Source organism: Methanoregula sp. (assembly GCF_028712425.1).
Taxonomy (GTDB): Archaea; Halobacteriota; Methanomicrobia; order Methanomicrobiales; family Methanospirillaceae; genus Methanoregula.
In genome coordinates, this window is record NZ_JAQTQD010000022.1 from 1 (window position 1) to 24,333 (window position 24,333).

At 55.7% G+C, this 24,333-nt stretch carries 31 protein-coding genes; 16 read left to right on the plus strand and 15 right to left on the minus strand.

The features are described from left to right. Positions 1-1,255 precede the first annotated feature (1,255 nt). Together PHF39_RS11140 and PHF39_RS11145 are read right to left on the minus strand one after the other, a co-directional pair. Positions 1,256-1,510 (minus strand): type II toxin-antitoxin system HicB family antitoxin, encoded by a 255-nt coding sequence (locus PHF39_RS11140; protein WP_300223995.1) that lies wholly within the window; start codon positions 1,508-1,510, stop codon positions 1,256-1,258. Positions 1,511-1,974: 464 nt separating this feature from the next. After that, entirely contained in the window at positions 1,975-2,268 is a 294-nt protein-coding gene (locus PHF39_RS11145; RefSeq protein ID WP_300223998.1) for a nucleotidyltransferase family protein, read from the minus strand. A gap of 69 nt (positions 2,269-2,337) precedes the next feature. On the opposite strand from PHF39_RS11145, the gene PHF39_RS11150 reads away from it, so the two are divergent. Continuing rightward, a complete protein-coding gene (locus PHF39_RS11150) occupies positions 2,338-2,781 on the plus strand; it encodes a nucleotidyltransferase domain-containing protein (RefSeq protein WP_300224001.1) in 444 nt (147 codons plus the stop codon). Next, positions 2,768-3,109, plus strand: coding sequence for a DUF86 domain-containing protein (locus PHF39_RS11155; protein WP_300224004.1), 342 nt, complete (start codon positions 2,768-2,770; stop codon positions 3,107-3,109). Before PHF39_RS11150 ends, PHF39_RS11155 begins: the two co-directional genes overlap by 14 nt. 78 nt (positions 3,110-3,187) lie before the next feature. Here the strand turns inward: PHF39_RS11155 and PHF39_RS11160 are convergent, their stop codons facing one another. Genes PHF39_RS11160 through PHF39_RS11170 form a run of 3 tightly spaced genes read right to left on the minus strand, consistent with a single transcriptional unit; the run spans position 3,188 to position 3,858 of the window. Then, complete coding sequence (locus PHF39_RS11160; RefSeq protein WP_366144237.1) at positions 3,188-3,433, minus strand: type II toxin-antitoxin system HicA family toxin; 246 nt, start codon at positions 3,431-3,433, stop codon at positions 3,188-3,190. Further along, the gene (locus PHF39_RS11165; RefSeq protein WP_015285967.1) at positions 3,405-3,617 is read right to left on the minus strand and encodes a type II toxin-antitoxin system HicB family antitoxin; all 213 of its coding nucleotides are present in this window, start codon (positions 3,615-3,617) and stop codon (positions 3,405-3,407) included. The genes PHF39_RS11160 and PHF39_RS11165 overlap by 29 nt, the downstream gene beginning before the upstream one ends. Positions 3,618-3,663: 46 nt before the next feature. Continuing rightward, positions 3,664-3,858 carry a hypothetical protein gene (locus tag PHF39_RS11170; RefSeq protein WP_300224010.1) on the minus strand — a complete coding sequence of 65 codons (195 nt, stop codon included), beginning with the start codon at positions 3,856-3,858 and terminating at the stop codon, positions 3,664-3,666. Between the two features lie 115 nt (positions 3,859-3,973). Here PHF39_RS11170 and PHF39_RS11175 point away from each other — a divergent pair, with 115 nt between their 5' ends. Further along, on the plus strand, positions 3,974-4,420 hold the full coding sequence (locus tag PHF39_RS11175; RefSeq protein ID WP_015285965.1) for a tetratricopeptide repeat protein: 447 nt from the start codon (positions 3,974-3,976) through the stop codon (positions 4,418-4,420). Between the two features lie 64 nt (positions 4,421-4,484). On the opposite strand, the gene pscS is transcribed toward PHF39_RS11175, so the two are convergent. Together pscS and PHF39_RS11185 are read right to left on the minus strand one after the other, a co-directional pair. Next, positions 4,485-5,666, minus strand: a complete 1,182-nt coding sequence (gene pscS, locus PHF39_RS11180; protein WP_300224015.1) for an O-phospho-L-seryl-tRNA:Cys-tRNA synthase — start codon at positions 5,664-5,666, stop codon at positions 4,485-4,487. Continuing rightward, complete coding sequence (locus PHF39_RS11185) at positions 5,663-5,845, minus strand: hypothetical protein (protein ID WP_300224018.1); 183 nt, start codon at positions 5,843-5,845, stop codon at positions 5,663-5,665. The genes pscS and PHF39_RS11185 overlap by 4 nt, the downstream gene beginning before the upstream one ends. A gap of 191 nt (positions 5,846-6,036) precedes the next feature. Here PHF39_RS11185 and PHF39_RS11190 point away from each other — a divergent pair, with 191 nt between their 5' ends. Both PHF39_RS11190 and PHF39_RS11195 read left to right on the plus strand, forming a co-directional pair. After that, the gene (locus PHF39_RS11190) at positions 6,037-6,672 is read left to right on the plus strand and encodes a hypothetical protein (RefSeq protein WP_300224021.1); all 636 of its coding nucleotides are present in this window, start codon (positions 6,037-6,039) and stop codon (positions 6,670-6,672) included. A 2-nt stretch (positions 6,673-6,674) separates the two neighbouring features. Continuing rightward, the gene (locus PHF39_RS11195; protein ID WP_300224024.1) at positions 6,675-6,950 is read left to right on the plus strand and encodes a winged helix-turn-helix domain-containing protein; all 276 of its coding nucleotides are present in this window, start codon (positions 6,675-6,677) and stop codon (positions 6,948-6,950) included. On the opposite strand, the gene PHF39_RS11200 is transcribed toward PHF39_RS11195, so the two are convergent. Beyond that, the gene (locus PHF39_RS11200; RefSeq protein WP_300224027.1) at positions 6,945-8,741 is read right to left on the minus strand and encodes an ATP-binding protein; all 1,797 of its coding nucleotides are present in this window, start codon (positions 8,739-8,741) and stop codon (positions 6,945-6,947) included. The genes PHF39_RS11195 and PHF39_RS11200 overlap by 6 nt on opposite strands. Positions 8,742-9,015: 274 nt before the next feature. Here PHF39_RS11200 and PHF39_RS11205 point away from each other — a divergent pair, with 274 nt between their 5' ends. The 6 genes from PHF39_RS11205 to PHF39_RS11230 all read left to right on the plus strand — a co-directional run bounded on the left by PHF39_RS11205 (position 9,016) and on the right by PHF39_RS11230 (position 12,778). Continuing rightward, positions 9,016-9,495 carry a MarR family transcriptional regulator gene (locus tag PHF39_RS11205; RefSeq protein ID WP_300224030.1) on the plus strand — a complete coding sequence of 160 codons (480 nt, stop codon included), beginning with the start codon at positions 9,016-9,018 and terminating at the stop codon, positions 9,493-9,495. 34 nt (positions 9,496-9,529) lie between these two features. Continuing rightward, the gene (locus PHF39_RS11210) at positions 9,530-10,885 is read left to right on the plus strand and encodes an MATE family efflux transporter (protein WP_300224033.1); all 1,356 of its coding nucleotides are present in this window, start codon (positions 9,530-9,532) and stop codon (positions 10,883-10,885) included. Between the two features lie 11 nt (positions 10,886-10,896). Continuing rightward, positions 10,897-11,484 (plus strand): HD domain-containing protein, encoded by a 588-nt coding sequence (locus PHF39_RS11215; RefSeq protein WP_300224036.1) that lies wholly within the window; start codon positions 10,897-10,899, stop codon positions 11,482-11,484. Between the two features lie 62 nt (positions 11,485-11,546). Next, complete coding sequence (gene eif1A, locus PHF39_RS11220) at positions 11,547-11,888, plus strand: translation initiation factor eIF-1A (protein WP_300224107.1); 342 nt, start codon at positions 11,547-11,549, stop codon at positions 11,886-11,888. 106 nt (positions 11,889-11,994) lie between these two features. Then, a complete protein-coding gene (locus tag PHF39_RS11225; protein WP_015285958.1) occupies positions 11,995-12,174 on the plus strand; it encodes a CxxC-x17-CxxC domain-containing protein in 180 nt (59 codons plus the stop codon). A 190-nt stretch (positions 12,175-12,364) separates the two neighbouring features. Further along, the gene (locus PHF39_RS11230) at positions 12,365-12,778 is read left to right on the plus strand and encodes a tellurite resistance TerB family protein (RefSeq protein ID WP_300224039.1); all 414 of its coding nucleotides are present in this window, start codon (positions 12,365-12,367) and stop codon (positions 12,776-12,778) included. A 257-nt stretch (positions 12,779-13,035) separates the two neighbouring features. Here PHF39_RS11230 and PHF39_RS11235 read toward each other — a convergent pair whose 3' ends face one another. Continuing rightward, positions 13,036-14,388 (minus strand): cache domain-containing protein, encoded by a 1,353-nt coding sequence (locus tag PHF39_RS11235; protein ID WP_300224042.1) that lies wholly within the window; start codon positions 14,386-14,388, stop codon positions 13,036-13,038. Positions 14,389-14,450: 62 nt separating this feature from the next. Continuing rightward, positions 14,451-14,960 carry an META domain-containing protein gene (locus PHF39_RS11240; protein WP_300224045.1) on the minus strand — a complete coding sequence of 170 codons (510 nt, stop codon included), beginning with the start codon at positions 14,958-14,960 and terminating at the stop codon, positions 14,451-14,453. Positions 14,961-15,079: 119 nt separating this feature from the next. Between PHF39_RS11240 and PHF39_RS11245 the strand changes: the two genes are divergently transcribed. Next, a complete protein-coding gene (locus tag PHF39_RS11245; protein WP_300224047.1) occupies positions 15,080-15,652 on the plus strand; it encodes an LEA type 2 family protein in 573 nt (190 codons plus the stop codon). 244 nt (positions 15,653-15,896) lie between these two features. Here the strand turns inward: PHF39_RS11245 and PHF39_RS11250 are convergent, their stop codons facing one another. Next, a complete protein-coding gene (locus PHF39_RS11250) occupies positions 15,897-18,038 on the minus strand; it encodes a SpoIIE family protein phosphatase (protein ID WP_300224049.1) in 2,142 nt (713 codons plus the stop codon). Between the two features lie 223 nt (positions 18,039-18,261). Between PHF39_RS11250 and PHF39_RS11255 the strand changes: the two genes are divergently transcribed. After that, positions 18,262-18,699: a YkgJ family cysteine cluster protein gene (locus tag PHF39_RS11255; RefSeq protein WP_300224052.1), complete on the plus strand. Its 438-nt coding sequence runs from the start codon at positions 18,262-18,264 to the stop codon at positions 18,697-18,699. A 131-nt stretch (positions 18,700-18,830) separates the two neighbouring features. On the opposite strand, the gene fhcD is transcribed toward PHF39_RS11255, so the two are convergent. The 4 genes from fhcD to PHF39_RS11275 form a co-directional block, all read right to left on the minus strand. Next, positions 18,831-19,721: a formylmethanofuran--tetrahydromethanopterin N-formyltransferase gene (gene fhcD / locus PHF39_RS11260; protein WP_300224055.1), complete on the minus strand. Its 891-nt coding sequence runs from the start codon at positions 19,719-19,721 to the stop codon at positions 18,831-18,833. A 13-nt stretch (positions 19,722-19,734) separates the two neighbouring features. After that, positions 19,735-20,295: a 5-formyltetrahydrofolate cyclo-ligase gene (locus PHF39_RS11265; RefSeq protein ID WP_300224060.1), complete on the minus strand. Its 561-nt coding sequence runs from the start codon at positions 20,293-20,295 to the stop codon at positions 19,735-19,737. A 103-nt stretch (positions 20,296-20,398) separates the two neighbouring features. After that, a complete protein-coding gene (locus PHF39_RS11270; RefSeq protein ID WP_300224063.1) occupies positions 20,399-20,743 on the minus strand; it encodes an STAS domain-containing protein in 345 nt (114 codons plus the stop codon). A 160-nt stretch (positions 20,744-20,903) separates the two neighbouring features. Then, on the minus strand, positions 20,904-22,214 hold the full coding sequence (locus tag PHF39_RS11275) for a serpin family protein (protein WP_300224066.1): 1,311 nt from the start codon (positions 22,212-22,214) through the stop codon (positions 20,904-20,906). 147 nt (positions 22,215-22,361) lie between these two features. Here PHF39_RS11275 and PHF39_RS11280 point away from each other — a divergent pair, with 147 nt between their 5' ends. From PHF39_RS11280 to PHF39_RS11290, 3 genes are all read left to right on the plus strand, one after another. Next, the gene (locus PHF39_RS11280; protein WP_300224069.1) at positions 22,362-22,565 is read left to right on the plus strand and encodes a hypothetical protein; all 204 of its coding nucleotides are present in this window, start codon (positions 22,362-22,364) and stop codon (positions 22,563-22,565) included. A 5-nt stretch (positions 22,566-22,570) separates the two neighbouring features. Next, positions 22,571-23,974 carry an MFS transporter gene (locus PHF39_RS11285; RefSeq protein WP_300224072.1) on the plus strand — a complete coding sequence of 468 codons (1,404 nt, stop codon included), beginning with the start codon at positions 22,571-22,573 and terminating at the stop codon, positions 23,972-23,974. Positions 23,975-24,052: 78 nt separating this feature from the next. Next, entirely contained in the window at positions 24,053-24,298 is a 246-nt protein-coding gene (locus tag PHF39_RS11290; protein WP_300224075.1) for a DUF2769 domain-containing protein, read from the plus strand. The last annotated feature ends 35 nt before the right edge of the window (positions 24,299-24,333 follow it).

The following is a 24,333-nucleotide window of genomic DNA, read 5'->3' on the forward strand; positions in this document are numbered from 1 at the left end:
GATCTTTTATTTGTCTCCTTACTAGTTGAGCACACATCTTGGTATGGAGACAATGTACCTTAGATCTTTTGGTCATTCGCCGTTCTCTTTTCTCTCGTTCAAAGCATTTCTACAGAGCAAAATTTTTCAAGCAACTCCTCAGCCCCTGCCCAATGTCCGCGAGCTGATCAACCGGACCTTGCAAGAAAATTTCTGTTCAGTAAAAATCTTATTTCTCAAAGATGGGGGCTGATGCCCCGATACCCCTGAGGGATGCTTGCCGCCGCCAAAGTCGAAGGCTGATGCCTTCTCCAGGTAATCCTCGCTGATACGACGATTACCTCCCCGAAGGGCGCCCCGCGGCGGACTCAATTACCTGTCATCACTGGGGCCTGAAAAATTTTCATCAGCCCCTCAGCGCCCGCAACAAATTTTCAAAATCTTTTACAAAAAATTGCCGGGCCTTTGCAGATTTTTTCTTTTGCGCTTTTGAAAAAATTTCTGCAATCATGTAACACGTAAAATTTTTTCACACATCCGCTGCAAAAAATTCGCTACAAATATTTTTCATGCAGTCTTGGCCAACGCAAAAAAATTCCGGCAGATTCGCCAGCCTGATATATGAAGACATCACCCCTCCCCCTCTCACTCTCCGACGGTGCCCGACGGAAATGGGCCTAAAAGTCCCTACTAAGATAGTGCAGATCCAGCCTCTTCGAAGAACGACTTCCGTTGTCCTTCTCGACTCGGAATTTGCCCTATATTAATAGTGCAAATTCCTCCTCTTCAAAAAATCTGTCACATCCGACAGGTTTTCAGACCTGGTGGATGAGAAGCGGGGAGATTCAGCAGAATCTCCACGGCGAGAAGTGAGGCTGAATGCCGAACTTCGAATAATCCGCAGGGTTCTTCGAGGTCAGTTGACCCGTATGAGGGAGCCCTGAACTTTAGGAATATCTCTCGTCGGAGAAGTGGCATGCCCTTGTTCACCTGGCCACTCTTGACGAGAGTAACCCCCCATGAAAAATATCTCCCCTCAAATCGCTTCTTTTTCGGATCGGAGCCCATTTTGAAAAACGGTTTTTCCGGAAGTCGCATTTTTTCGCGAATTACAGCACATCTTTTTGAAAATACGCCCATTGTGCAGGTATTTTTTGGATCCGGGGGGTGAAATTACCCTGAAAAACAGCTTAATTGGTGCCTTTTGGTTGGACGATCCCTGGTATTTCGGGACATGAGCACACGTAATGAACCGGGAGGGGGGTTTGATCCGCCCTCACTCACAGGATGTTGCATCCGGGCGAAGACGTTCGTCCAGCAGATCGCGCAACACGCCCCGGCCACGGGGGGTGGGGATCTCCCGACCCAGCTTGCGGGCGGTTGAAAGCCAGAGCTCGATTGCAGTCTTGATCTCCTGCAGGGCCTGCTCTTCGCTCTCCCCAAATGCCGGGCAGCCAGCCAGTTCAGGCACTACCGCGATATACCCATTATCATCATCGCTGTAGAAGATCTCTATGGCGTATTTATGCACCGGGCTCCTCCTCCGGAAGAGAATGTTCCTCAATGATCTTACAAAGCTGTTTGACCTGACATGTGTTTTGCCATACCTCCCACATCCTGAAAAACCCCCTTCCCAAAAACGGGGTTTCCCCGCGTTTCCGCACTCATAGTCCGATCCGGACAGAGATCGGCCAAAAGAATGTGGCTAAAATTTACCTCTGGTTTTCAGACGTGAAAATGGTTACCGGAACGTGAATTATTCCCTCATTTTCAGAAATGTCGAATGCTGAAAGCATGAGACACGAGAAGACGAAGTCTTCGAATTATTCCCTCTGGATCCGGAAAAGGGGGGAATCCGAGCCCTGTACGGGGCCGGATTAGGGGAAGTGGGATACAGTGTCCGGATAAAGGGGTGTTACGACGGTGGGGGGCATCCCCCAGGCAACGCATGAGATATGCAGAAGCCCGGGTCGGGAAAGAAGATCCGGTATTCCCTCATGCGTACACAACATCCCGGTAAATACCGTCACGTAACTCCGGCCGGAGTGCCCGCGGGGTAGCAAGATCCACATGCCTTCCGATCTTTTCTTCAAGATATTCCGACAGTTCGACAAGATCAAAAAGATCTGCGCCTTCACAAAAATCGACAAGGAGATCTACGTCGCTGTCTGTCCGTCCCTCCATACGGGCAAATGAACCAAAAAGGCCAATGCTGCGGACTTTATACCGTGAGGTAAGATCGCTCTTTATTGACGTGAGTAGATCAAGAATTTCGTCACGGCTTGTCATAAGACTCTCATCTTCCTGTCTGATGAACCAGCCATTAATTATTTCTCTCACGGTGTGAACGATGGTCGAATGGATTGTATCTCAGATAAAAATATTTCAAAGGATCTCATGACCGGCGTACCGCTCGGATCATCACAAGCGATATCAGGGAGTACGATCACCACATTACTAAGAACCATTGGAAAAACCGGGAGAGTCTTCATGCACCGCATTATCGAGCAGAACCTTGACGAAATTATCCGGATTTGCTCGCATCGCAGAGTCCGGCGCTTGGCGCTTTTTGGTTCCGCGACAGATGACCGGTTCGATCCCGAAAGGAGCGATCTCGATCTGCTCGTTGAATTCGAGAAGATGCAGCCCGGGGATCATGCGGAACAATATTTTGGCTTGGCAGAGGATCTCGAACACCTGCTCAACCGCCCGGTTGATCTCGTGGAGCCAGGTCCGATCCATAACCCGTATTTCCGCAAATCTCTCGAAGATACGCAGGTCGAGATCTATGCTGCCGCATGAGACGAAAAAATATTTTTTTGATATCGCAGAAGCCTGCGATCTGATTGCACAGTTTACTGCCGGAAAAACGTTCGCCGATTACCAGAATGATCCCTTACCTCGCTCCGCAGTCGAGCGCCAGTTTGAAATTGCCGGTGAAGCACTATGCCAGGCAATTCGGCGTGACGCAAACGTGGCCGAACTGATCAGCAATTCCTCGCGGATCATCTCTTTTCGCAACCGGCTGATTCACGGGTACTCGACAATTTCTGATAATGTCGTATGGGGTGTTGTTGAAACAAATCTTCCCCAGCTCACTCGCGAAGTGAAGGCCCTTCTTGAAAAGTGAGGGATGCGTAAAAATTATTTAAACCAGTTTTCCTGTTTTTTCAATAACAATGACAAACTTATGCAGGGACATATTCCCTCAGACGTATTGGTAAAAATCTTCGACTCCTACCCTGGCCAACCTGAGCACTCCCCGCAATGTCCCCGGCTTTAATTCTTCATGCAGGGGGACAACGGTCCCGATCTTTCGCTCATTGGTCATTTTAGAAAGTCGCACATGGCTGCCGGATTGGCCGGATACAGAAAAGTCAAAATGATTGCAGAGGATTCTTATGGTTTCTTGGCCGGCTACCGGTCTATGATGTGGCAACCGATGACACTTCAAAGGTTGTAAGAATTGCCCGTTTCTTTTTTGTCAGGGGAAATTCCTCAAGGTATAACTCGGTTGCTTCTTTCAGGTTGCTGACCGCTTCTTCTATGGTTTTTCCCTGGCTGACCGTCCCTACTTCCGGGCATTCGGCCACATAGGTGTCATCCTCCTTGTGAAGCACAGCGGTAAATGTTGACATGGAATACTCCGGAATCAGGTTTGGTTTTCCATTCCTAAATCCTTTGTTAATGCCCGGAAGGATTTGTGTCTCTCTTGTGCCGGTTGTCAAAAAAATTTTTCAGGACGTAATGTTCCTCAAGGCCTTTCCTGAGGTTCCGTATCGCATCATTTTCAGATAATCCCTGGTCGGCAACATTCGTGAGAAGATCAACAGCTACGAAATATTTTCCTTTCTGATGGACTTCGATAAGAGTCTTCATGCTCAGGTATACTTTATCCGGCTTTATGATGAGAATAGTATGGTGGTCGCGAGGCTGAGCACCACGCCACACTTTCTAACAAAAATTTTATTTTTATAAAACCAACGGAACAGCAATGAAAATCGTTCCCATCCTGCTCATCCTGGGAATTTTCCTGATCGCGTGCGGATGCAGTTTTCCCGGGGAGGATCCATCCGGTCAGGCCCGGGTTTTTGCGGAAAAAGCCGTCGCCAGCCTGAAGGACGCGGACCGGATGGTGGATGAACACCCGCAGAACGCAACGGCCTGGTGCATCCGGGGAATGTCCTACAACAGTGTTCTCGGCCAGTACGATGTTGCGATCGAGAGTTACAACCGGGGTCTTGCCCTGGAGCCGGACAACGCGATCTGCTGGCTCGGGAAAAGTATCACCCTCCGGAACATGAGACAATATGACGAGGCCGACGCCTGTTTTGAGACCGCCTGCCGCCTGGATCCCTCATTCCAGCAGTACCGGGTGAATGGCCGGGACACCAATGCCAATTATTTCATCATGCTCCGAAGGGGGCCGGCTGTTCCATGACAAGGTAACCGGGAACGAGATCCGGGACGGGGCGGGAAAAGAAAAAAATCAAAAAAAAAAAAAATTATCCCTTCACAGCGAGCCCGTTCTCTTTTGCAATCTCCACGAACGCCCGGCCCAGGTACTCAGCCTGCTTCCGTGTCGTCCCGTACGTGTTGAACTTCCAGACTTTCGTTGCGCCGGGAATAACGCCCGTGATCCCTTTCTCTTCCAGCGCACTCTGGAGATAGTACCCGCGTTTCTTGTGCGACTCTGCGACTTTGTCGAACGACGCGATCGTATTGATCCGGGTCATCGTGTGCTTGCGTGGGTATTCCGAGAGACACTTCGTCCCATCGATCGAGAGGAGAGCATCCATCACGATCTGGTGGTTCGCAAGCTCCTTGTCGAAATGTTTTGTCCGTTCCTTCACGTGCGGGAACGAGGCCATCATGCCGACAAGCGTCACACCCATCAGCGTGCAGCCCATCATCTCCGGCTCCTTGATCCCGAACTTCCGGTTCGTGACATCGCCAATGATGGCGGTCGTGCGGAAGACCTCCTTCTCGCGTTCGGCTGTTGCTGCAAGGACACCGGACGGTGCCGGTGCGGCCATGCTCTTGTGACCCGATCCGACAACGAAATCAACGCCCATCGCCTTCCCGTCTACCGGCAGGATGCCGACCGTGTACGCGCCGTTGTACAGAACCGGGACATCGTACTGGTGGCAGACCTTCGCGATGCCGGCAACATCGTGCATGTTGCCGTACTGGTAATCGACATGATCGATGAAGGCAAGGACGGGCGCCCTGCCGAACTCTTTTTTGACGGCCTCGATCTTCTCCGCGGCTGCATCGGGCGTGACGAGTTTCTGGTCGTTTGCCGGAATTTCCCGGGCAATGCCTCCCGACTCTTCGACCGCGAGGAACTCCGTGTAGTGCGAGAGCGAGGTCAGGAGCACCGGGTCGCCCTTGTTCACGTACGTATGGGCAACGGCCTGGAACCCCCGCCGGGCACCGGGCACGGTGCGGACCGCGTCCATGTTCAGCCACTTTGCAACGTCCTTGTGGAACTCCGCGATGGGGGGCTTTGCGATATAGTCCAGCCGGTTGGGCTTCCGGCAGTTGTCGCAGACCGAGTACCCGTCGCCATACGCGACAACGGCTTTCATGGCATCGGCCGTGAGCCGGCCGCCGGCCTGGATCGGGTCGATGTTGATGAAGAGCTCGTCCACCTGCCGGGCCTCGATGCCCTGCCCGCACCTCATTTGAGCATCTCCTGCTTCAGCGAGCCGACCTGCCGCTCAAGGTTTTCAAGCAGGCGTACTGCCTGCTCCTTCTGTTTTGTATCGAACTCGTGCAATGGCGCGGTCTCGCGGAGGAGGACGCGGAGGTCCGTGAGCGTGTAGATTGCCTGGAAGGTCATGTCGACTGCCCGTTTTGACATGGATTCACCTGATTATTGTATAGACGTCCGGGAAATTAAGCAGCTATGGTTTTACCACCCGGTATTTTTTGATCCCGCGCTGTGACATAATGCTGTACGAAAAGGGGCTGTCAACCGGTTCCGGGAAAAGATACATATCTAAGTTTCATGTTCTTTATTTGCAAAAGGCCGAAATACAGATAAGCCGGTGAATGATGAATCCCTCACTTAACCAGTTCAAAAAAGAGATCAATAGTTATTATCTCGTCTTGGTCATCAATATCGTCTTTGCTGCTCTCGTGATGGCGTTTGGCATATGCTACATGATTACCATAGTGCTCGGATTGCCACTGGTTCCGGAAATACCCGTACTCCGAATGCTCACCTATACAGTTGCCATGGTCTGCTTCGGGCTCGGGCTCAGCTGGTTCCTGACAACCCGCCGGATCTTTGAAGGCATCCGGACAATCAGAGAGAACCTTTGCGCGTCCGAGGAAACCATGACGGAAGATAGAATCATGTGCCTGATCGTGCGGATGCTTGCCCATTACCGGATTAACCGGAAAACCATCGGCACCATGATCTTCGTCTCGAAGATTGTGGGTTGCTTCTTCTGTATCCTTGGGATCGCAGCCAGTCTCCAGGTCTTGTCCCTGTCGCTGGGAAGTATCACCTTTTCCTTTAATAATCTCATGGTCATACCGGCGATGTTGCTCACACTCGGAATTGCCTTGACCAGCCTTGTCTCATCTTTTTATTTTTCGAAATTTGCACACATCTGGGACCAGCGTCTCAGGGAAATTGATGAGTCAGAATGTACCCTGAAAAAAACCCTGGGGCTGGATTGAGCATGAGCGGACGAAGGACGGTCTACGAGATTTACTGGGAGATCCTTGTCTTCTGCAGGACACCACGTTCCTTCACGGCCATCATCAACCGCTGCGACCTCAACTCGAAGACCGGGCAGGAGTACCTCCGGTTCCTCGTTTCACGCGGGTATCTTACCGCTGCCGAGTCCGGTGACCGGGCTACCTACCAGTCAACGCCGCGTGCGGCGGAGTACGTTGCCCTCTTCAGCTCGCTGTACCAGAAGCTTTTCGATTCCGGGCCGGAGTTCCGGTTATAGGGATGGATCTTCCCTCTCTTTTCCGGCGCCTGCCTGGTCGGGTTCTTCCGGCAGGCCCCATACCGGTTGTTGTGCGGGTCTCCATGCCCCGGCCGGGACCCGGATCTCGAACCGTGCCCCTTTGCCGAATGTCCCGTTCTCGATGATCGTGATCCCGGTCACTTCGAGGATCGTGCGGGCGAAGGAGAGACCAAGGCCCGTGTGCTTCCCGACACCGTACTGGAAGATCCGTTCCTTGTCCGCGTCCGGGACACCCTTGCCATCATCCCCGATAACAACAACGAGTTCATGGTTGCTGTCTTCCTGCGCGAAGATGCTGATAGTTGAGATATTCTCACCGTGATGGAGTGCGTTCTCGAGGATATTGTAAAACGCCTTGACAGAGAGGGGATCGGTATAGATTTCCACCGGGGGGACCTTTACAGTGACCGATATGCTCTTGTGCGAAATGCTGTTCTCGGCTTCCGCAACCAGGCCCACCAGGGACTGCCAGCCCGGTTCATAGGTCCCCAGGTGCAGAAAATCGCTGGAGAACCGGAGGTTCTGGCTGATCCTATCAGAAAGTTCTGTTGCGGTCCGGAGATATCCATCTTCAGGGGGATTTTTCACCGCGTCCTCGAGCAGGAGCAGGTACCCGGACAGGCCGGTCACCAGGTTGTTGATGTCGTGGCTGGTCAGCCGGGCAATAAGCGAGATCTTTTCGCCTGCCATCTGGAGCGCGTGCTGCTGCCGTTTCCGGCTGCTGATATCCCGGACAATGAGGACAACGCCGGCAGGCGGTTCCCCGGGTTCCTGCACGAGCGATCCGGCGATGCTGACAAAAAACCTGTCATCTGGCCGCTGGACCTCCGGGCTCAGTACGGCTTCATGATCGGCAAACCATCCGTTTTCCTGGATTGCCCTCATGAACGTACCGTACGCCGGTTCCGGGATGATCGCGGATGCATTTTTCCCGGCAAGCGAGTTTTCTTCCGCCCGGAATATCCGGGCTGCCGATGCGTTTGCGGAGATGATGCGGCCGTCCATCCCGGTGATGATCACGCCATCGGGCATGGTCCTGAGGATGTAGGGGAGGGCAGTCTCGGTGTTGAGCTGGAAGAGTCCAACATGGCTGATGGCATACGCGATGGTGGCGGCATACAGGGCTATCCCGATGAAGACCAGGTTGGGGAGGGGAATTCCGAGCGCCGGGAAGATGATGCCTGAGACTGCTCCAAAGCCGATCGGGAACAGGATCGCACCGGAGACAAGGTGGACATGGTGTCTTCTCTTCTCGCTTTCTGCACGGTTCCATGCGGCCGAGCAGGCGAGTACGGCCCAGATCACGATAATGACGGAAAAGATCGCAACAAGGGGGTAGATCGGGCTTGTCACCTCGGCATGGTAGACAAAGCCGATCCCTTCCTGGTAGACCACGGAATACAAGGCACCGGTAAAGATACCCAGTACCGTGATGGCGGCAGCCGGCAGGTAGAGGCAGATGAGGAGGAGAGCGCTCTTGGTATTTCTGGCAAACGGGTATTCCGTGAATTCGAGGATAAAATGCGTTGTCGCAGCGATGGCGAGCGGCCATAGGGCGCTTGCTCTCAGCCAGAAGAGAGCCTCGTCATAGGTCATGGAATGCCAGAAGAAGAACTCCCCCGTTGCCCAGTACGTTGCCCCCAGCATACAGACCAGGAAGAGCTGGTTGATCCGCGACCGCGTGTCCTTTGAGTACACAAAAAAGCCCAGTGCGCACGTGATGAATGCGGACAGGAAACAGAACCATGCAAGAACCGAATAAAGCGTCATTCGCGATCTACTGCTGCCCACAGGGTCCCGCAAGAGGTGTGTGGACCCGGACCCCCCTGCCCGGATTTCAGGGATCAGTTCGACGTTTGCGGATATCTAATTGTTGCCTCTTTTAGAGAGCCCGGCACATTGCAGGTCGTGTTTTTCCGGCATCCGGTGCGGGGCAGTCGTATCTCTCAAAGGTACCGCTGCCCGGCAAAACCGGCACGGAAATCCCGGGATTTTTAATTGTTGCATCGACAACATTTATTCGCGTTCCCGTCCATGGTTATGAGTGCATTCACCATCGTGTCATTCCACGGAGATCCCGTTTGGTGCCATCGTCTCGATCACCAACCGCGGGAGAACCATGTTCCTGAATGACCGGCTCAGGCCGCTGGGCCTCTCGGCCGGCCAGTTCCCCGTCCTCATGCTCCTGGCAAAGGAACAGAACATCACGCAGGAGACCCTTGTCCGGCACTATCAACTCGACAAGGGAACGATAGCCCGTGCCGTAAAAAAACTCGAAACCGCAGGATATATCCGGCGCATCACCGACCCCGGTAACCGGCGGGCAGTCCGGCTCTTTCTTACGGAAAAAGGAGAACAGGCGCTTCCGGCGCTCCACGCGATCAACCGTGCATGGGAGTCCCTTGCCTTTTGTGGTCTGGCAGCGCAGGACAAAAAGACCTGCCGCTCCCTGATGCAGACCGTGGCCCTGAATGTTTTCTCGTACATGGATACCACAGGAGGAGATACCGGTGCAGGAGAGTGATTCCATCCGGTCCCCGGATGTTCCGGGAGATGGGATGATGAAGGAAGGCGTCGCGCTCCTCATGGGCGACCCGAAGAAGGCGATCATCAAACTCTCCGGCCCGATGATCGTGGCAATGCTCCTGATGTCCACGTACAATATCGTCAACGCCATCTGGGTAGCAGGCCTTGGCTCCGATGCCCTTGCGGCGGTCGGATTCGTGACCCCGCTCTTCATGATCCTGATGGGAGCGGCAAATGGCCTTGGGGCCGGTGTGGCATCGGTCATCTCCCGGAGGATCGGGGCAAAGGACAAACCCGGTGCCGACAGCGCTGCATCCCACGCCATTGTCATGACCCTCCTCCTCTCGGCGGTCCTGACCGTCCCGCTCATCCTCCTCACCGAACCGATCGTCATCCTCTTTGGTGCCGGTGAGACCTCGGCCCTTGCAACCGAGTACGGGCATGTCGTCTTCCTGGGCATGTTCTTAATCTTCTTCACAAACATCGGGTACGCGATCCTGCGGGCTGAGGGAGATACGAAGCGGGCGATGTACGCCATGGTCGCGTCCTCGGTCCTGAACATAGTGCTTGACCCCCTGCTCATCTACACCGCGGGCATGGGGATCTCCGGTGCCGCGTGGGGGATGGTCCTCTCGCTTGCCATGGTCTCGTGCGTGATGTTCTACTGGCTGGTCCTTCGGAAGGACACGTATGTCACGCTCTCGTTCCGGTCATTTGCCTGGCATGGCAGGACCGTGCGGGACATCCTTGGCGTAGGCCTGCCGGCAAGTGTCGAGTTCTTCTTAATGTCGGTCATCGCGATCTTCATCAACGGGCTCCTTGTCATCACGGCCGGAACGGATGCAGTCGCGGTCTATACCGCGGGGTGGCGGGTGGTCTTCTTTGCCATCATCCCGCTGGTCGGGATCAGCACGTCGTTAGTCTCGGTTGCCGGGGCCGCGTACGGCGCCCGGATGTTCGAGAAGATCCGGGTTGCCCACCGGTTCTCGACCCTCTTAGGGATAGCAATCGCCCTTGTTACGAGCGCCATAACCTTCGTCTTCGCATCGCAGATCGCCCTCATCTTCTCGTACTCGGCCGACAGCGCCCACCTTGCGCCGGAGATCGCGCTGTTCCTTGCCACCATGTGCTTCTTCTACCCGTTCGTGCCTCCCGGCGTCATGTCGGGGTCCATCTTCCAGGCAACCGGCAAGGGACTCACCTCGCTCATGATAACGATGCTCCGGAACCTTGCCTTCATCGCGGTTTTCGCGTACCTCTTCGGGATTGTGCTTGGATTCGGGGAACACGGGGTCTGGTGGGGGATCGTTGCAGGGGACATTATCGGCGGGACGGTTGCGTTCCTGTGGGCCCGGTACTATATCCAACGGCTGATTGCCACGGGCTAGGGCGGGGAATCATGGATCCGGTGGTGGAAACAATACGGGACCATGCCCGCACGGTCATGAGCACCGGGGGGTCTCACGGCTTCGACCATGTCGAGCGCGTGACTGCCCTCTGCGAACGGATCGGCAATGCGGAGGGCGCGGACATGGCAATCGTAATTCCGGCGGCCCTGCTGCATGATATTGCTCGGCCTTTGGAGAAGGAGCAGGGCATCCCCCACGAAAAGGAGGGAGCAAGGATGGCAACGGAATTCCTCATCACCATCGGGTACGATACGGGCGCGGTGAACGCCATTGCTGCAGCGATCCGATCCCACCGTTTCACCACAGCGGAAGAGCCCAAAAGTCTCGAAGCACAGGTCCTGTCCGATGCCGACAAGCTGGATGCGCTGGGTGCAGTGGGGATTGCCCGGACATTCATGCGTGCGGGGGAGCATGGAACATCGATGCAGGACGGGATCGATCATTTCTACGAGAAACTGCTGAAGCTCCCGGACCGGATGTACACGAAGGCCGCCCGGCAGATTGCATTGGAGCGGCATGCGTTCCTCTCGCAGTTTCTGGGCCGTCTCGAAGATGAGATGGCGGATCGCATGGAGTGAACCCGGTATCCATACCTTCATCATGCTTTACGCCCTTATTTTATAACACCGGAGTTGTTCAGATTAATAATCACGTAAAAAAACCTAATGGTGCGGCCGGAACGGGAGAATTCAATCCTGACGGAACGCCTGTTGTGCGCGTGCGACTGCCAAAAAAGCGCTTAAACGAACAGTTTGCCCAAGCGGAACTGATGATGGGGGCAAACCACATCCGCGTCCGGTGCCAGGATGGCGTTGAGCGGATGGGCAGGATCAAGGGCAAGATCAAGAAGCGGGCATGGATCCGCGAAGGCGATATCCTGATCATCGCCCCGTGGAGTTTCCAGGACGAGAAATGCGATATCTTATACCGCTACCTCCCGCCACAGGCAGACTGGCTGCGTAAGAACAACTACCTCTCCTGACCTATTTATCCTGTCGGATATTTTTTTCTGTTGGATACCTGCATTTATTATACTCTGAATGCCAATACTGTGCAGCAGTTTTCACAAGACTGTTAGAGAAAGAATTATGTACGGATCAAATAATTTTGGTGGAAACAGGGGCCCCAGAGACTTCGGTCCCCGCGAAATGACAAAGACAACCTGTTCGGACTGTGGAAAGGAATGTGAAGTTCCGTTCAAGCCGACCGAGGGCAGGCCGGTTTACTGCCGCGACTGCCTCCCCAAGCACCGGAAACCCCGGTTCTAAATTTTTTTCTTTCTATTCTTTTCCAGCGTTTATCTCCAGTTCTCCTGTAATGGTTATTGTCAGGAGCGCATGTCCTCCCCCCAGCTGATTATGGCCCCTGAGCATTCCCTGACGGCCCGGTTGCGGGCACCGAAACGGTCAATAGATCGGCCGGGCAAGTACTGGAGCAATCCATTGGAATGGTGTAAACATGGGAATTTTTGACAAGTTAACCGGAAAACCAGCAACGCTCACGCCCAGGTCAGCACTCGTCCTCTCGGCAATCACCGTGATTGCCGCAGACGGCGTCATCGATGAGGCAGAGATCAACGACCTTGCCAAGATCGTCCGCGGCGACAAAAAGTCCATCCAGACCGCGATGGATGTCTTAAAGGCCAACAAGTTCCCCGGCGTCATCGACATGGTTGCCGCAACCCTCGACGAGAAGCAGAAGCTTGCAGCGCTTGCCATCCTCTGCGACCTTGCGATGGCTGACGGTGTCCTTGCCGGCGAAGAGAAGGCTATCCTCCAGATGTACATGGAAAAGTTCGGCGTTTCCGAGGCTGCTCTCAAGCCTATCATCGAGGCGATTGCGATCAAGAACGACTTCTCAATCTTCTCTTAATTCCTTTTTCTCTCACGGTAATTCCGTGGGCCGGTTCTTCAGGGCATCTAATCCGTATGGATGGCCGGGGTTGTTATGCCCGGGTGATCAATCATGGCTGGCTTGCAGTGAGCCTGGCTGAGCCGGGTATTTCGTCGTGGACACAAGTCTCTTTGTACTGCCCGTGATCCAGACCCTGAAAGGAAACCGCGATGTCCCTGCACGCAGCGCGTGATCGTTAAGCCAAGGGAAAATGTTAAATAAAAAATGGATGAGGATCAGGGCAGCAGGACCCGGGAGTCCGGCCTGATATGCCGCCCGGCGCCGAGCATCCATGTCCCGTCGACATCCGTAACGTAACTAATCTTGAGCGCAGTGATGTTCGTCAGGGGATCTTCCGTGTAATATGCGGTCATGCCGCCGCCGCTTTTTGCCTTGTCGAGAAGTTCGGCAACATGGTGCTCGCCCACGGCGTCGGTTGCATCCCGGTGGTTCTTCCCGATCATGTCGGGGCGGTTGGGCCATGCGAGCACAGTGCCATCGTAGTCATTGGCGAAGATGTAGAGTTCGCCGCTCCTGAACATGCCATTTGGGTTATTGAACTCGGCAAGGGCCGTCTCCTTCCCGTACCTCTGCACAAAGTCCTTTGCGCCGGAAACGAACTGCTTCAGCTGCGTATCGACAAGGCGGTCTTCGCTTGAGTAGATGCCCGCGCCGATCCAGTAGGTATCGTCAACCGGGCGGACGTAACTGATCTTGAGGGCGGGAGTCAGGTCTGCGGCCGGGTCCGGGTACTGGTACAGGAGATAACCTCCGCCGGACTGCGCAAGCTGGATCTCGATTGCGGTGTAGGGCTTCCCTGCAGCATCTTTGACAGGCAAAAAGCTCGTACCAACTTTCTCCGGCTGGAAGGGCAGGGCGAGCGCAGTTCCCGCATAATCAAGGGCGTACACGTACGTGTCGCCCTGCACGAACGGGCCGGACCGGTTATTGAACGCGGCGATGGCAGCGTTCTTACCATTAGCTGTTGCATACGCGGCTGCATTGTCCACGTACTCTTTGAGGGCCCGTGAGGTTACCGGGCCGGTGGCTGGTGCGGTTGTTTCCTGTGGTGCCGCAGGCCCATAGTAGATGCCGGATCCCAGCCACCAGGTGTCGTCTACCTTCTCGACATAACCGAGTTTCTTCTCAGCCGCGTTGTTGTGCACGGGATTGATATACGCGTACTCCACGAACCCGGACCCGTTGATCGCCGCGGCGCGGAGGTCGTAGATGAAGAAATTACCGAGCGCATCCGTCTCGTACAAGCGGTTGACACCGATCTTCTCGGGGTTGACCGGGTGGGCGATGGTGGTGCCGTTGAAATCATACGCATAGAGGTAGAGGTCGCCGCGTACGAATGATCCGCTCTTATTGGAGAACTCGATAAGGGCGGTCTCCTTGTCATGGGAGTGGGCATAGGCAACAGCCTCTTTCACGAAAGCGACCATCTGCTCTTTTGTCGAGCCGGTGGCCGTTTCTGCCGGGGCAGTACCCGTATCCGCGGGTACCGTTGCCTGCTGGGTACAGCCGGCAGAAAGGGCCAGCATGAACAGGACGATTATCGTTATGTGGAGGCGTTCATGTGACATACGTCGATAGATAGGCGTTCCTTTAAAAAAAAGATTATTAAACGTTCGCCCCGGTCCTTCCCTTACGCGGAAACAAATACGAGCAGGGGTTTTCCTTCCGTGCTGTACAGGGTCAGGACCCGGTTATGCACCCGGGGTGAAGCGGCCTGTTCGAGGAGCGAGTAATACCGGGACTCCTGGATCATCACGCCACCTCCGGGACAGTTCATCTTGGTGGTGGTGATCCCCGACACGATCATCGTGGTCTCCCTCACAAGGTAGCGGGCAGAATACTGGTTGCAGCCCCCGGACCCGGAGACTTTTCCCTCAGTCGTGAATAATGCAGTGACGGTTGTGCCATCCTGGACCGGCACGGTGGTGCCATCGGGGCCGGCATATGACTGGAGCGACCACCGTTGCTGGGTGATGGCGGTTGAGGCTGTTGCTTCCTGTCCGGAGAGGTTCATGAAAAATACCATGACGATGAGGATGCCCATGAGCACCACGGCAAGGGAGATCATGTATCCTTTAGGCGTGTCGGCAGGCGATGTCGTTTCCCTGCTGTCGCCCGATGGTTCGGGAGAATCCGGCATAACCGGTGTTCACCCGGGAGTGCATTAACCGTTTCGTTTCCGGCCCCTGCGTTGGATAAAATGCAATAATTTGGATTATTCGATCACAATCTTTTATCATTCCCGGTTGAATTCTTTCTATGCGCACCTACCTCCTTTCCGGTATCTTCCTGCTCTTTTTCCTCTGCATCCTCTTTGCCGGGTGCAGCACGGAGCCTCCTGTAAAACCTCCCGTGGTAACCGTGACCGATGTCACGTTGTCTGACGTTTCGCTCCGGACCCTGACAATCAACACAACCGTGAATATCTTCAATCCCAATCCCGTCGGGGCGGATCTCAGCAGGACCGCCTTTGACCTGTATTACGTGACCGGTGGATCCGACCAGTATCTTGGCCATGGCGGGCTCGCGCATATCAGCGTGAGGGAGAGCGGCAACACCTCCGTTACCATCCCGGTGAAGATCGGAACTGTGCAGGCAGCACAAGCGGTCGGGACACTCGTGAAGGACGGATCGCTCACCGTGAAGGTGAACGGGACGGCGGCAATCGACCTGAAGGTGATGTCCTATGAACTGCCGTTTGCGCAGCAGCGGGTGTTCTATCTGGAGGAGTTCACGAACCTTGTCCCGGAGATCTCCGTTGCCGGGATCTCCGTCAATACCTCTGAAGTCATCGACCAGGGGCGGGCGATCCTGGGGACGTTCCTTGAATAAGGGAAATGTGAGATTGCTACCTCGCGATTCAGTGCGGGGGAAATCTCTTTTTGCTCCTCGGATCTCTAAAAAACACGGAAGATGAGCTGGAGATCTCCCGCACGGAGAATGGAATGGCAAAAGACACTCCGCTTTTTTACCTTCCGGTGGCATCTGCGCCACAATTATTAAAACGGGCATGAGAAGAGGACGCCCGGTTCCTGCCAGAGACTCCTGCAGGAAACCACGGGCATAACCATGCAGGTCAGAGCACCTTCAGCACCATGACCGTGATATCATCGTGTTGGGGGTGAGTGCCCGCAAAGGCCACCACCTCATGCACGATGGCATCGATGATTGCCTGGGAGGAGTGGGATTTTGCATCTTCGACACACTGCATCAGCCGCTCGATGCCGTATTCTTCGTCCTTCTCGTTTGTCGCCTCGGTCACCCCATCAGTATACAGGACGACAACGTCCCCGGAATGGAGTGGGATACTGACTGCTTTGAGTTCGATCTCGTCCAGCACACCCAGGGCAATGCCGTCGGCATTCAGGAGCCGGACATTGCTTGTGCCGGCACCAAGGTACAGGGGTGGGTTGTGCCCGGCGTTGACAAACATCAGCGACTTCTCTTTGCAGTCGAGTACGGCATAGAAGAGCGTGACAAACATGCTCGTTTTAGAGTCCGCGAAGATATGCCGGTTTGCCTCACGGATGGACCGTACCGGATCGTCAACCGAGGTTGCGCTCGCCCGGATCAATGTGCGGGAGAGGGCCATGAACAACGCTGCCGGGACGCCCTTCCCTGATACATCCGCGATCACGAGGCCATAGTGATCGGCATCAAGCGGGATGAAGTCATAGAAGTCTCCCCCCACTTCGAGGGCCGGGAGGTTGTATCCTGCCAGGTCGAATCCCGGGAGTGTGGGGGCAGACTCAGGCAGGAAACTCTGCTGGATCCCTTTTGCAATCTCCAGCTCTTTTAGCATCCGCTCCTTCTCGGCCGTGGTCCGTTTCAGGGTGCTGATATACTCCCGGAGGTCAGATGCCATCTTATTGAAGGTATCGGCCAGCGTCCCGAATTCATCCCGTGTATCGACCTGCACCCGGTAGTCAAGGTCTCCTTTTCCGATCGCCTCGGCACCTTTCCCGAGTGCTGCCAGCGGCCGTGTCAGGTACCGTGCAAAGAAATACGCAAGGATACACACGATGATAATGAGGATGATGGAGAGGGCGACAAAGAGAGCCTGCACCATGTCCTGCTGGCGGTCAATATGCGCAGCAACCGTTGCCGTGTCCGTCTCGATCCGCGTGCTCGTCAGGCGGGCGGGGGCGGTGACCTCGTCAACGGGCATGACAACTCCCACGCTCCAGTTTACACTGGTCACCGGAGCATAGGCGATAAACCGGTCGCCGTCCTCGTAACTGACCCGGGCAATGCCAGTCTTTCCTGCCACCATGTCGCGGGCAACTCCGACAAGTTGCGGGTTGGTGCTCTGGAGCAGGTTCTCTGTAATGAAGGAGGCGTCCCACCGCTGGTCACCGGAGGTCAAGCCCGGGCGGGTAATGATGTTCCCGTTCTCGTCGATCAGCATGGCATACCCGCGGTCACCGACCTGAGTGCCGATGATCTTCTGGTTGATTGTCTCGATGGTGACATCGGCGCCGACAACCCAGAGCCGGCCGGTGCTGTTGTCATAGACCGGCCGGGAGCAGGTGATCATGAGCCCATGCCCAAGCAGGTCGACATAGGGATCGGACCAGGTGATGCCCCCGTTCTTCTTTGCCTCGGTAAACCAGCTCCGCTGGCGCGGGTCGAACGATGCGTTCAGGCCGGTAGTCCACGGGTAGATGACCGCAACCCCGCTCTCGGTTCCGACAAAGACCGCGGAGGTCTGGGGATCGGTTGCATAGACCGGTATGAAGATCTGGTTCATCATGCCGGCTGCCTGGACTTCTTCTATTGAGATGGTCTTTTCGGCACCGGGCGAATAAAACACCACGGATGTTGAGAGCGGATCTTCCGGCCGCTCATCCTGCGTGGGGAGATGAAGGTCCCTGACCATTCCGGGATTTTTATGGATCTCACCAGCGTAATACGCCATGATGTTCAGGTCGTCACCAACCTGTTCGATGATGATATTGCTGATATATGCCTGGTCTTTTGCAAGCCTGAGGAGCGATGCCTGTGCATCCCGTTCCAGTGCTGCCGTGCTGTCCGCACTGGCACGATTGCCGAGACTGATGCTGCTGTTCACGGCGTACTGCCCGGTATCTTCCATCTGCACGAACGCGATGAATGCCGTGACAAGGAGGGCGCCAAGAGAGAGGGCAAGAAAAGCGAGAAGGATCTTTGTCCTGACGGAGAAATGAAAACCGTTGGCAGCCTTACCGCTTCCAGCCATTGTATGCACTCAGTGCTTAAAACACAAAAAACGTTCGCTTTCCGACGATTGGAGTAAGTGGGTACGGAACTGCGGTAAGCCATTCAAGCCTTGTCCCCTGACCGTCGTTTGGCGGTAAGGAGAGTGCTGCCCGAAGGAAGAAACAGGCCGTGAGGACAACAATGGATAGCATCGCACCAACAATACTTATCGCGCATCCGGCTGAATAGTAGTCCTGAGAACCATGAATGAACCCCCGGCAGAATGCTCTCCTTCTGACGATGAACCGTGCGAGCAGTGCGGCCTCTGCTGCCGGATCTTCGGGCCCGGCATCACCCCCACGATTCCCAATGTCTATGTCTGGATCGAGCAGGAAAGGACCGATATCCTGACATGGTTCGTTGCATTCATGGAAGCGGGGGATCCTGTTCCCTGTCCCCTCCTGAAAAAAGAAGATCTGGGAAATGTTGTCTCATTCGAGATGCGCAACACGGAGACCGGGGAATACCCGTCAGTCTGTCCGTTCCTGCGCCGGGTGGCAAAGACGCGGTACCTCTGCGGGATCCACACCGTAAAACCCGAGATGTGCTGGAACTACCAGCCATGGGTCTGGGGAGAGACCTTCTTCAACCGCTGCCCCTCGCTCCGGCGCAGTGGCGGGAAGGGCCGCTGGCTCCAGTGATCCCGTGTGCTGTATCGCCACGGCTTACCATGGAGGGATACCGGTTGGGGCAGGTCAGCCCCTATCACCCGGAAGGCATAGTGTTTATAGAACATAACGACGCCCCGTTCCTCGGGGGTGTCGTGTCTCTCTCAGGAAAATAGGGGGCGGAGGAAGAATCGGTGCTGGCCGAGTTTTCCATCGAAGTTCGATGCCCCGATATGGCTTGCTTTCCCGGTCTCCGCAGCGGCGGTGATCCCTTTTCGCATAGCCTCTTTGATTGCAGCCTCGTCGGTGCCGTTCATCACGATCTCGTAGATCGAGCCGACACCGTCCGGGACAAGGGAGTCGGAAATTCTTCCCTTAAGAGACGGGCAGAACTGGTGGTTGGTGCTGGCCGGCATCGGGAACCGGTAGTTTTTGCTTGCCACTTTTGACCCGCTCCTGACAATCCCCCCGGCAAAACTTATAATGATCCCGGGCATCCCCCGGATGGACGCGGCGGCAGCGGTTGCCGCGGCAAGGGCAGAGGGCTGGTCTTTTCCCATCACGAGGAAATTCCCGCCGGCAATGCCCTTTACGGTGCCGTACCGTTCCTCGCCGATATAATCCCCTTCCATCACCGGGATCTTCCAGCAGCTTCTCCCGCCAACAGTACACCGTTCTTCGTACCTGTCGCCGAAATAATGCATACGGATGGCAAACCGTGACGGTGCATCCGGCAGGCCGTCGAAGGCACGGGCAGTCGGGGCCGGCAGCACGCACTGCGAGATCCGGGCAGCCACATTGGCTTTCATGTTCTTCTTCTCGGCACAGATCAGGACCGAGACCCCCGGCCTGCCGTCCGGTGTTTCCGCAGCAGGGACCTCGCATTCGATCCCTGCCTCGCAGGGGCAGAAGATTTTCGAGGTTGCAAAACCGGTTGCAACGGAGGCGGTAGTATATGCCCATTCTTTTGTGTCTGCCGTGATGATGATCCGCGATACCCAGGTGGGGAACGCTTCGGCAAACGTGTCAAGGATCTTCGTTCCATGGATCTTCATCGGTCGTCACCCCTTACGGATATACGATGCCTTCCTCGGTGATAATGTGATCCATGCGGACATCGGTGGGATCCAGCGGGAGCCGTTCCATCTCCTGGCACGCGAAGGCAATGCCGATCTTTTTCAGGGAAGGGAACTTCTCAAGGAACCGGTCGTAATAGCCGGCACCGTACCCGATGCGTGCCCCCGTGCGGTCGAACCCGAGCATGGGAAGGAGGATCGTGTCCACGTCCTCGCCTCTCGCAGGGATCTCGCTTCCGATAGGTTCCGGGACGCCGAACGTGCTTGGCACGAGCGCAGCAAAGTCCCGCAGGTAGGAGAGGCGGAGGCTGATGTCCTCCTTTACGATGATGGGGACAATGACCGGGACGTTCCGGTCGAGGAGGCCCTGGATGATGGGGACGGTATTGACCTCCATCTCCTTTGACGTGTAGGCCATCACGGTCTCGGTGTCCTGGATATGAGGCATCAGGTGCCCGCAGATGGCCCTGCTTTTGGTCAGCCGTTCCTCCGGGGTCATGGCACTCTTGCGTTCCCGCAGGATTTGCCGGATTCTGCTCTTCTCTTCCCGCATGGGCAGTAGTAGAGAATGGTGCTATTTATGTCTTATTGGAGCATGCCCGGGTCCGGCCCTGCACGGGGCAATGGTCTCCCCGTACAGAATGGGATGCGGTGACTTACCTGCGGGTTACCGCACGGAGCGCTGCTTCTTCTGTATCGTACATGCCAAAGATGGATGCGAACCCGGAGACGTCGATGATGTGGCTGACAAACGTAGTGGGTGAGAACAGGCCAAACGGGATCCCGGCGCGTTTTGCCGCCTTTGCTGTCTCAAGAAAGATCCGCAGCGCGGAACTGGAGATGTACTTTGTAGCGGACAGGTCACAGAGAAGGGCATCCGGCTGGCGTGCCACAAATTCCCGGAACTCTTTTTCAAGGCGGATGGCCGCGACATGATCCACGGATTCGGGAAGGGAGACGATGAGTGTTCTGCCCTGTTCCCGCATTGTACACAAACTCATGGTATATTCTCCGCTTATGTGTGCTGGTTCAACAGTCTTTTTGGCTTGTATTAAGAGTGTTGATCTATGTTTTGGAAAATGTGGAATGGGATCATAAAACCCCCGCGTCCTGTAACGGATGCCGGTTTTCCCCATCCCGCAATCCTGCGAAAAAAGGTGATTATCCGGCAGCCGGGTCCGACACCCGCCCCAGGAAGAGGATTGCCCCGCTCTCGTTGTCCCGGATCAGGAAGATGAACGGGTGGTCGGCGCGGAAGACCGGCGGATTGTCGCCGACCGGCGCCATCTGGAGTTTCACGACAACAGCAGTTGCCGCTGCAGCTTCGGTGCCTTCCTCGTTCACGTCAATGAACGCCTTGTGGAAGACATTGCTGATGTAAAGGTCCCGGGTCCCGTCCATACCGGAGAGATCAGCAGATCCGGGAATGAACGCCGTGGGCATCCCCATGGCGGAAAGTGTCTGCGAAAGCAGGTATTCAGACTCCACCCGGAACTTCGGGAAGTATAATTCTACCTGTCGGTAGCGTGCACTCCCTTTGATTGCGGAGAGATTGCTTTCGGAAAGGGTGGCTTCTGCCGGGCGGAGGTCGTTTCCTCTTGGCAGCAGGACAACCATGGACAGTGACTTTCCCGTATCCCGGAGATACGGGAGTTCGATATACTGGAGGTCCCCGGTCTCCGCATACCAGTAATACGTGTCATCCCCGGTATCCTGCATCATCCTCGCCTTTACGACATGTCCGGACGATGTGGTGAAATCCGCATCCCGGGTGAGATTCACATCGAACTGCCGGGCCCACGTGCCTTTGAAGTAGATGGCGTTGGTGATGACGAGGCGGGTCAGGGGAGTGATGCTGCCCTGCGGCAGGAGGTCACGGATCTTCTCTTCGGTCTTCTCCTCTACCCACCGGTTGATGGTTGACCGGGATTCTTCCGGTGCCCTGATAAAGTCAAGATTCGTGGCCTCTGCTGAATAGTACTGGCGGGCAGTCCCGGTATATGATGGGAGGAACGCATAGGTCTTCTCTGCCCAGAGCGCATTCGCGGTACGGAGCGTGTAGTCAGCACTGGCATTGTTGATCGCGGCGTTCAGCCCGGCAAACCCGGTTCGGCGGGTGGCAGAGTCCTTTGGGAGGTGGAGAACTGAAAAGATCTCGTCAACGGTCTTCCCGTTTGCTCCTTCACCGGTTATTGCCAGTGCGGTTGAAATCGAGAACGGGGAACAGAAGATGTTCTTACTGGCATTATCCGGTAAACCTGCAAGGGCCGGGTACAGGTCAAAGGCAAACCGGTTGTTTGCTTCGGCAACCGATCCGACATCCCCGGAAGTCCCGGTTGCGGCTGGTGATGGCGAAGGTGTGATAACAACGCCTGGGCCGGCCTGTTGTGCCGGGCCGGTACAGCCTGCCACTACGAGGGCAGTGATGATGAGGGACACGAGCGCCCCTGTGGAGATGAATTCTTTTTCCATATCACCTGTTTTATCTGTCAGGGAAATATACATGGCGATAACTGCAGTAATTTTCGCAGTATTCCCGTTCCCCTGCAGGGAGATGTGTCGCGGGTTCCAAAAGACCAAAAAGACTCATCTATCAAACGCACAAACAGGAGAATAACCATGACCGGAGATCACAGGTGCGACCGCTGCGGGAAGGACGCGATTGGTGTTGAGTCCTTTGGGTGCTGCACTGCCTATGTCTGCGGTGACCATGCTTCATCCCTTCTTCTTGAACTTGCCCCCGGTGCAACCCTTTCGTCGGGAGAATGTTACCTGGAGCGGTTTTCCATCCCCCGGGAATCACCAGATCCCGGGAGCGGGTGATCCTGGTGCCGGTATCCTTGCCGTCCACCGGGATCACTCCCTCGCGTTCCCTGCGGTATACCGTACTCTTCATCGCGTTGCTGGCTGGTTTCATCACGCCCTTTGACGGTTCTGCAGTCAATATCGCGCTCCCGTCCATCAGCGAGGAGTTTCACATGGATGCGGTCTCGCTCTCGTGGATCTCGACTGCGTACCTCCTTGCCGCCGCCATCTTCCTCGTCCCGTTCGGCAGGATCGCCGACATCTATGGCAGGAAGCGGGTCTTTCTGTACGGCATCGCGGTCTTTACCATTGCCTCGTTCCTGGTGACGATGGTTTCGACCACTGCCCTGCTCATCCTGGCACGGACGCTCCAGGGATTCGGTGGCGCCCTCATTTATGGCACCAGCATTGCCCTCCTCACCTCGGTCTTTCCCCCGCATGAACGCGGGAAGGCGCTGGGGATCTATGTCACGGCAGTCTTCGTCGGACTCATGGCCGGGCCGCTTCTGGGGGGGCTGCTCACCGATTACTTCGGCTGGCGGAGCATCTTCTTTGTCAACACCCCCCTTGGGATCATCGCCTGTCTCCTGATTGTCACCAAACTTGACGGCGAATGGGCGGAGTGCGCCGGGGAGTCCTTTGACATTACCGGGTCAGTGCTGTACGCCCTCTCCCTCATTGCCCTGATGTATGGGTTCTCGGAAGTGCCTGGCACGACAGGCCTTGCCCTGATTCCTGCCGGCTTGATCCTCGGGGCGGTCTTTGTGTGGTACGAGACGCGGACACCCTCTCCGGTCCTCGACATGCACCTATTTTCCACAAACCGGGTCTTCACGTTCTCGAACCTCGCCGCACTGATCAATTACAGCGCAACGTACGCGGTAACATTCCTCTTGAGTCTCGATCTCCAGTATACCAAGGGATTCTCCCCGGAATACGCCGGACTTGTCCTGATCATCCAGCCGGCGGTCATGGCCCTTGTCTCGCCTGTTGCCGGCCGGCTCTCCGACCGTATCGACCCGCAGATCGTTGCATCTGCCGGTATGGGACTTGGTGCAGTAGGGCTCTTCCTGCTCAGTTTCCTGTCATTATCCACACCCCTCTGGTATATCGTCATCTGCCTCATCATCTTCGGCGCCGGCCTCGGCCTCTTCTCGTCTCCGAACATCAACGCCATCATGAGCGCGGTTGAGAAACGGCAGTATGGCGTTGCGTCCGGTATGAACGGTACCATGCGGGTCATCGGGCAGATGCTCTCGATGGGAATCGCGATGATGATCTTTGCCCTTGTCCTCGGGCGCGTGGAGATCACGCCGGAGTTCTATTCCCAGTTCCTCACCAGCCTCCGGTATGCCTTTTACCTCTTTACCGCGCTCTCGGTTCTTGGGATAGGTGCCTCGCTGATGCGGGCAAAGAAGCCGGCATGATTGGGCGGGGGAGCCGGCCTCATACTCCTGGACCCGGTGGGAGAAACCTCTTATTCCGGATCGCACTATCCATCCATTATGATGAAACCTGACACAACCCGGGTGGAGGACTCTCTTCAGAATGAACGGATCTGCATGAAATACTGCGGCGCCTGTCCGAGCTACCGGCAGAACGCGCTTGACCAGCACCAGCCCGCCGCACTCTTCTGTTCCCGCGGGATATCGGGCGCCCCCCACAAGAAAGAAGCAGGGTGCTTCTGTCCTGCCTGCGAGCTCTTTGCCCGGCACAGCCTGGTCATCGGGCACTTCTGCCAGCAGCAGTAACCGGCCCTCGTAAAAGGGCCCGTGCAGGAAAAGGG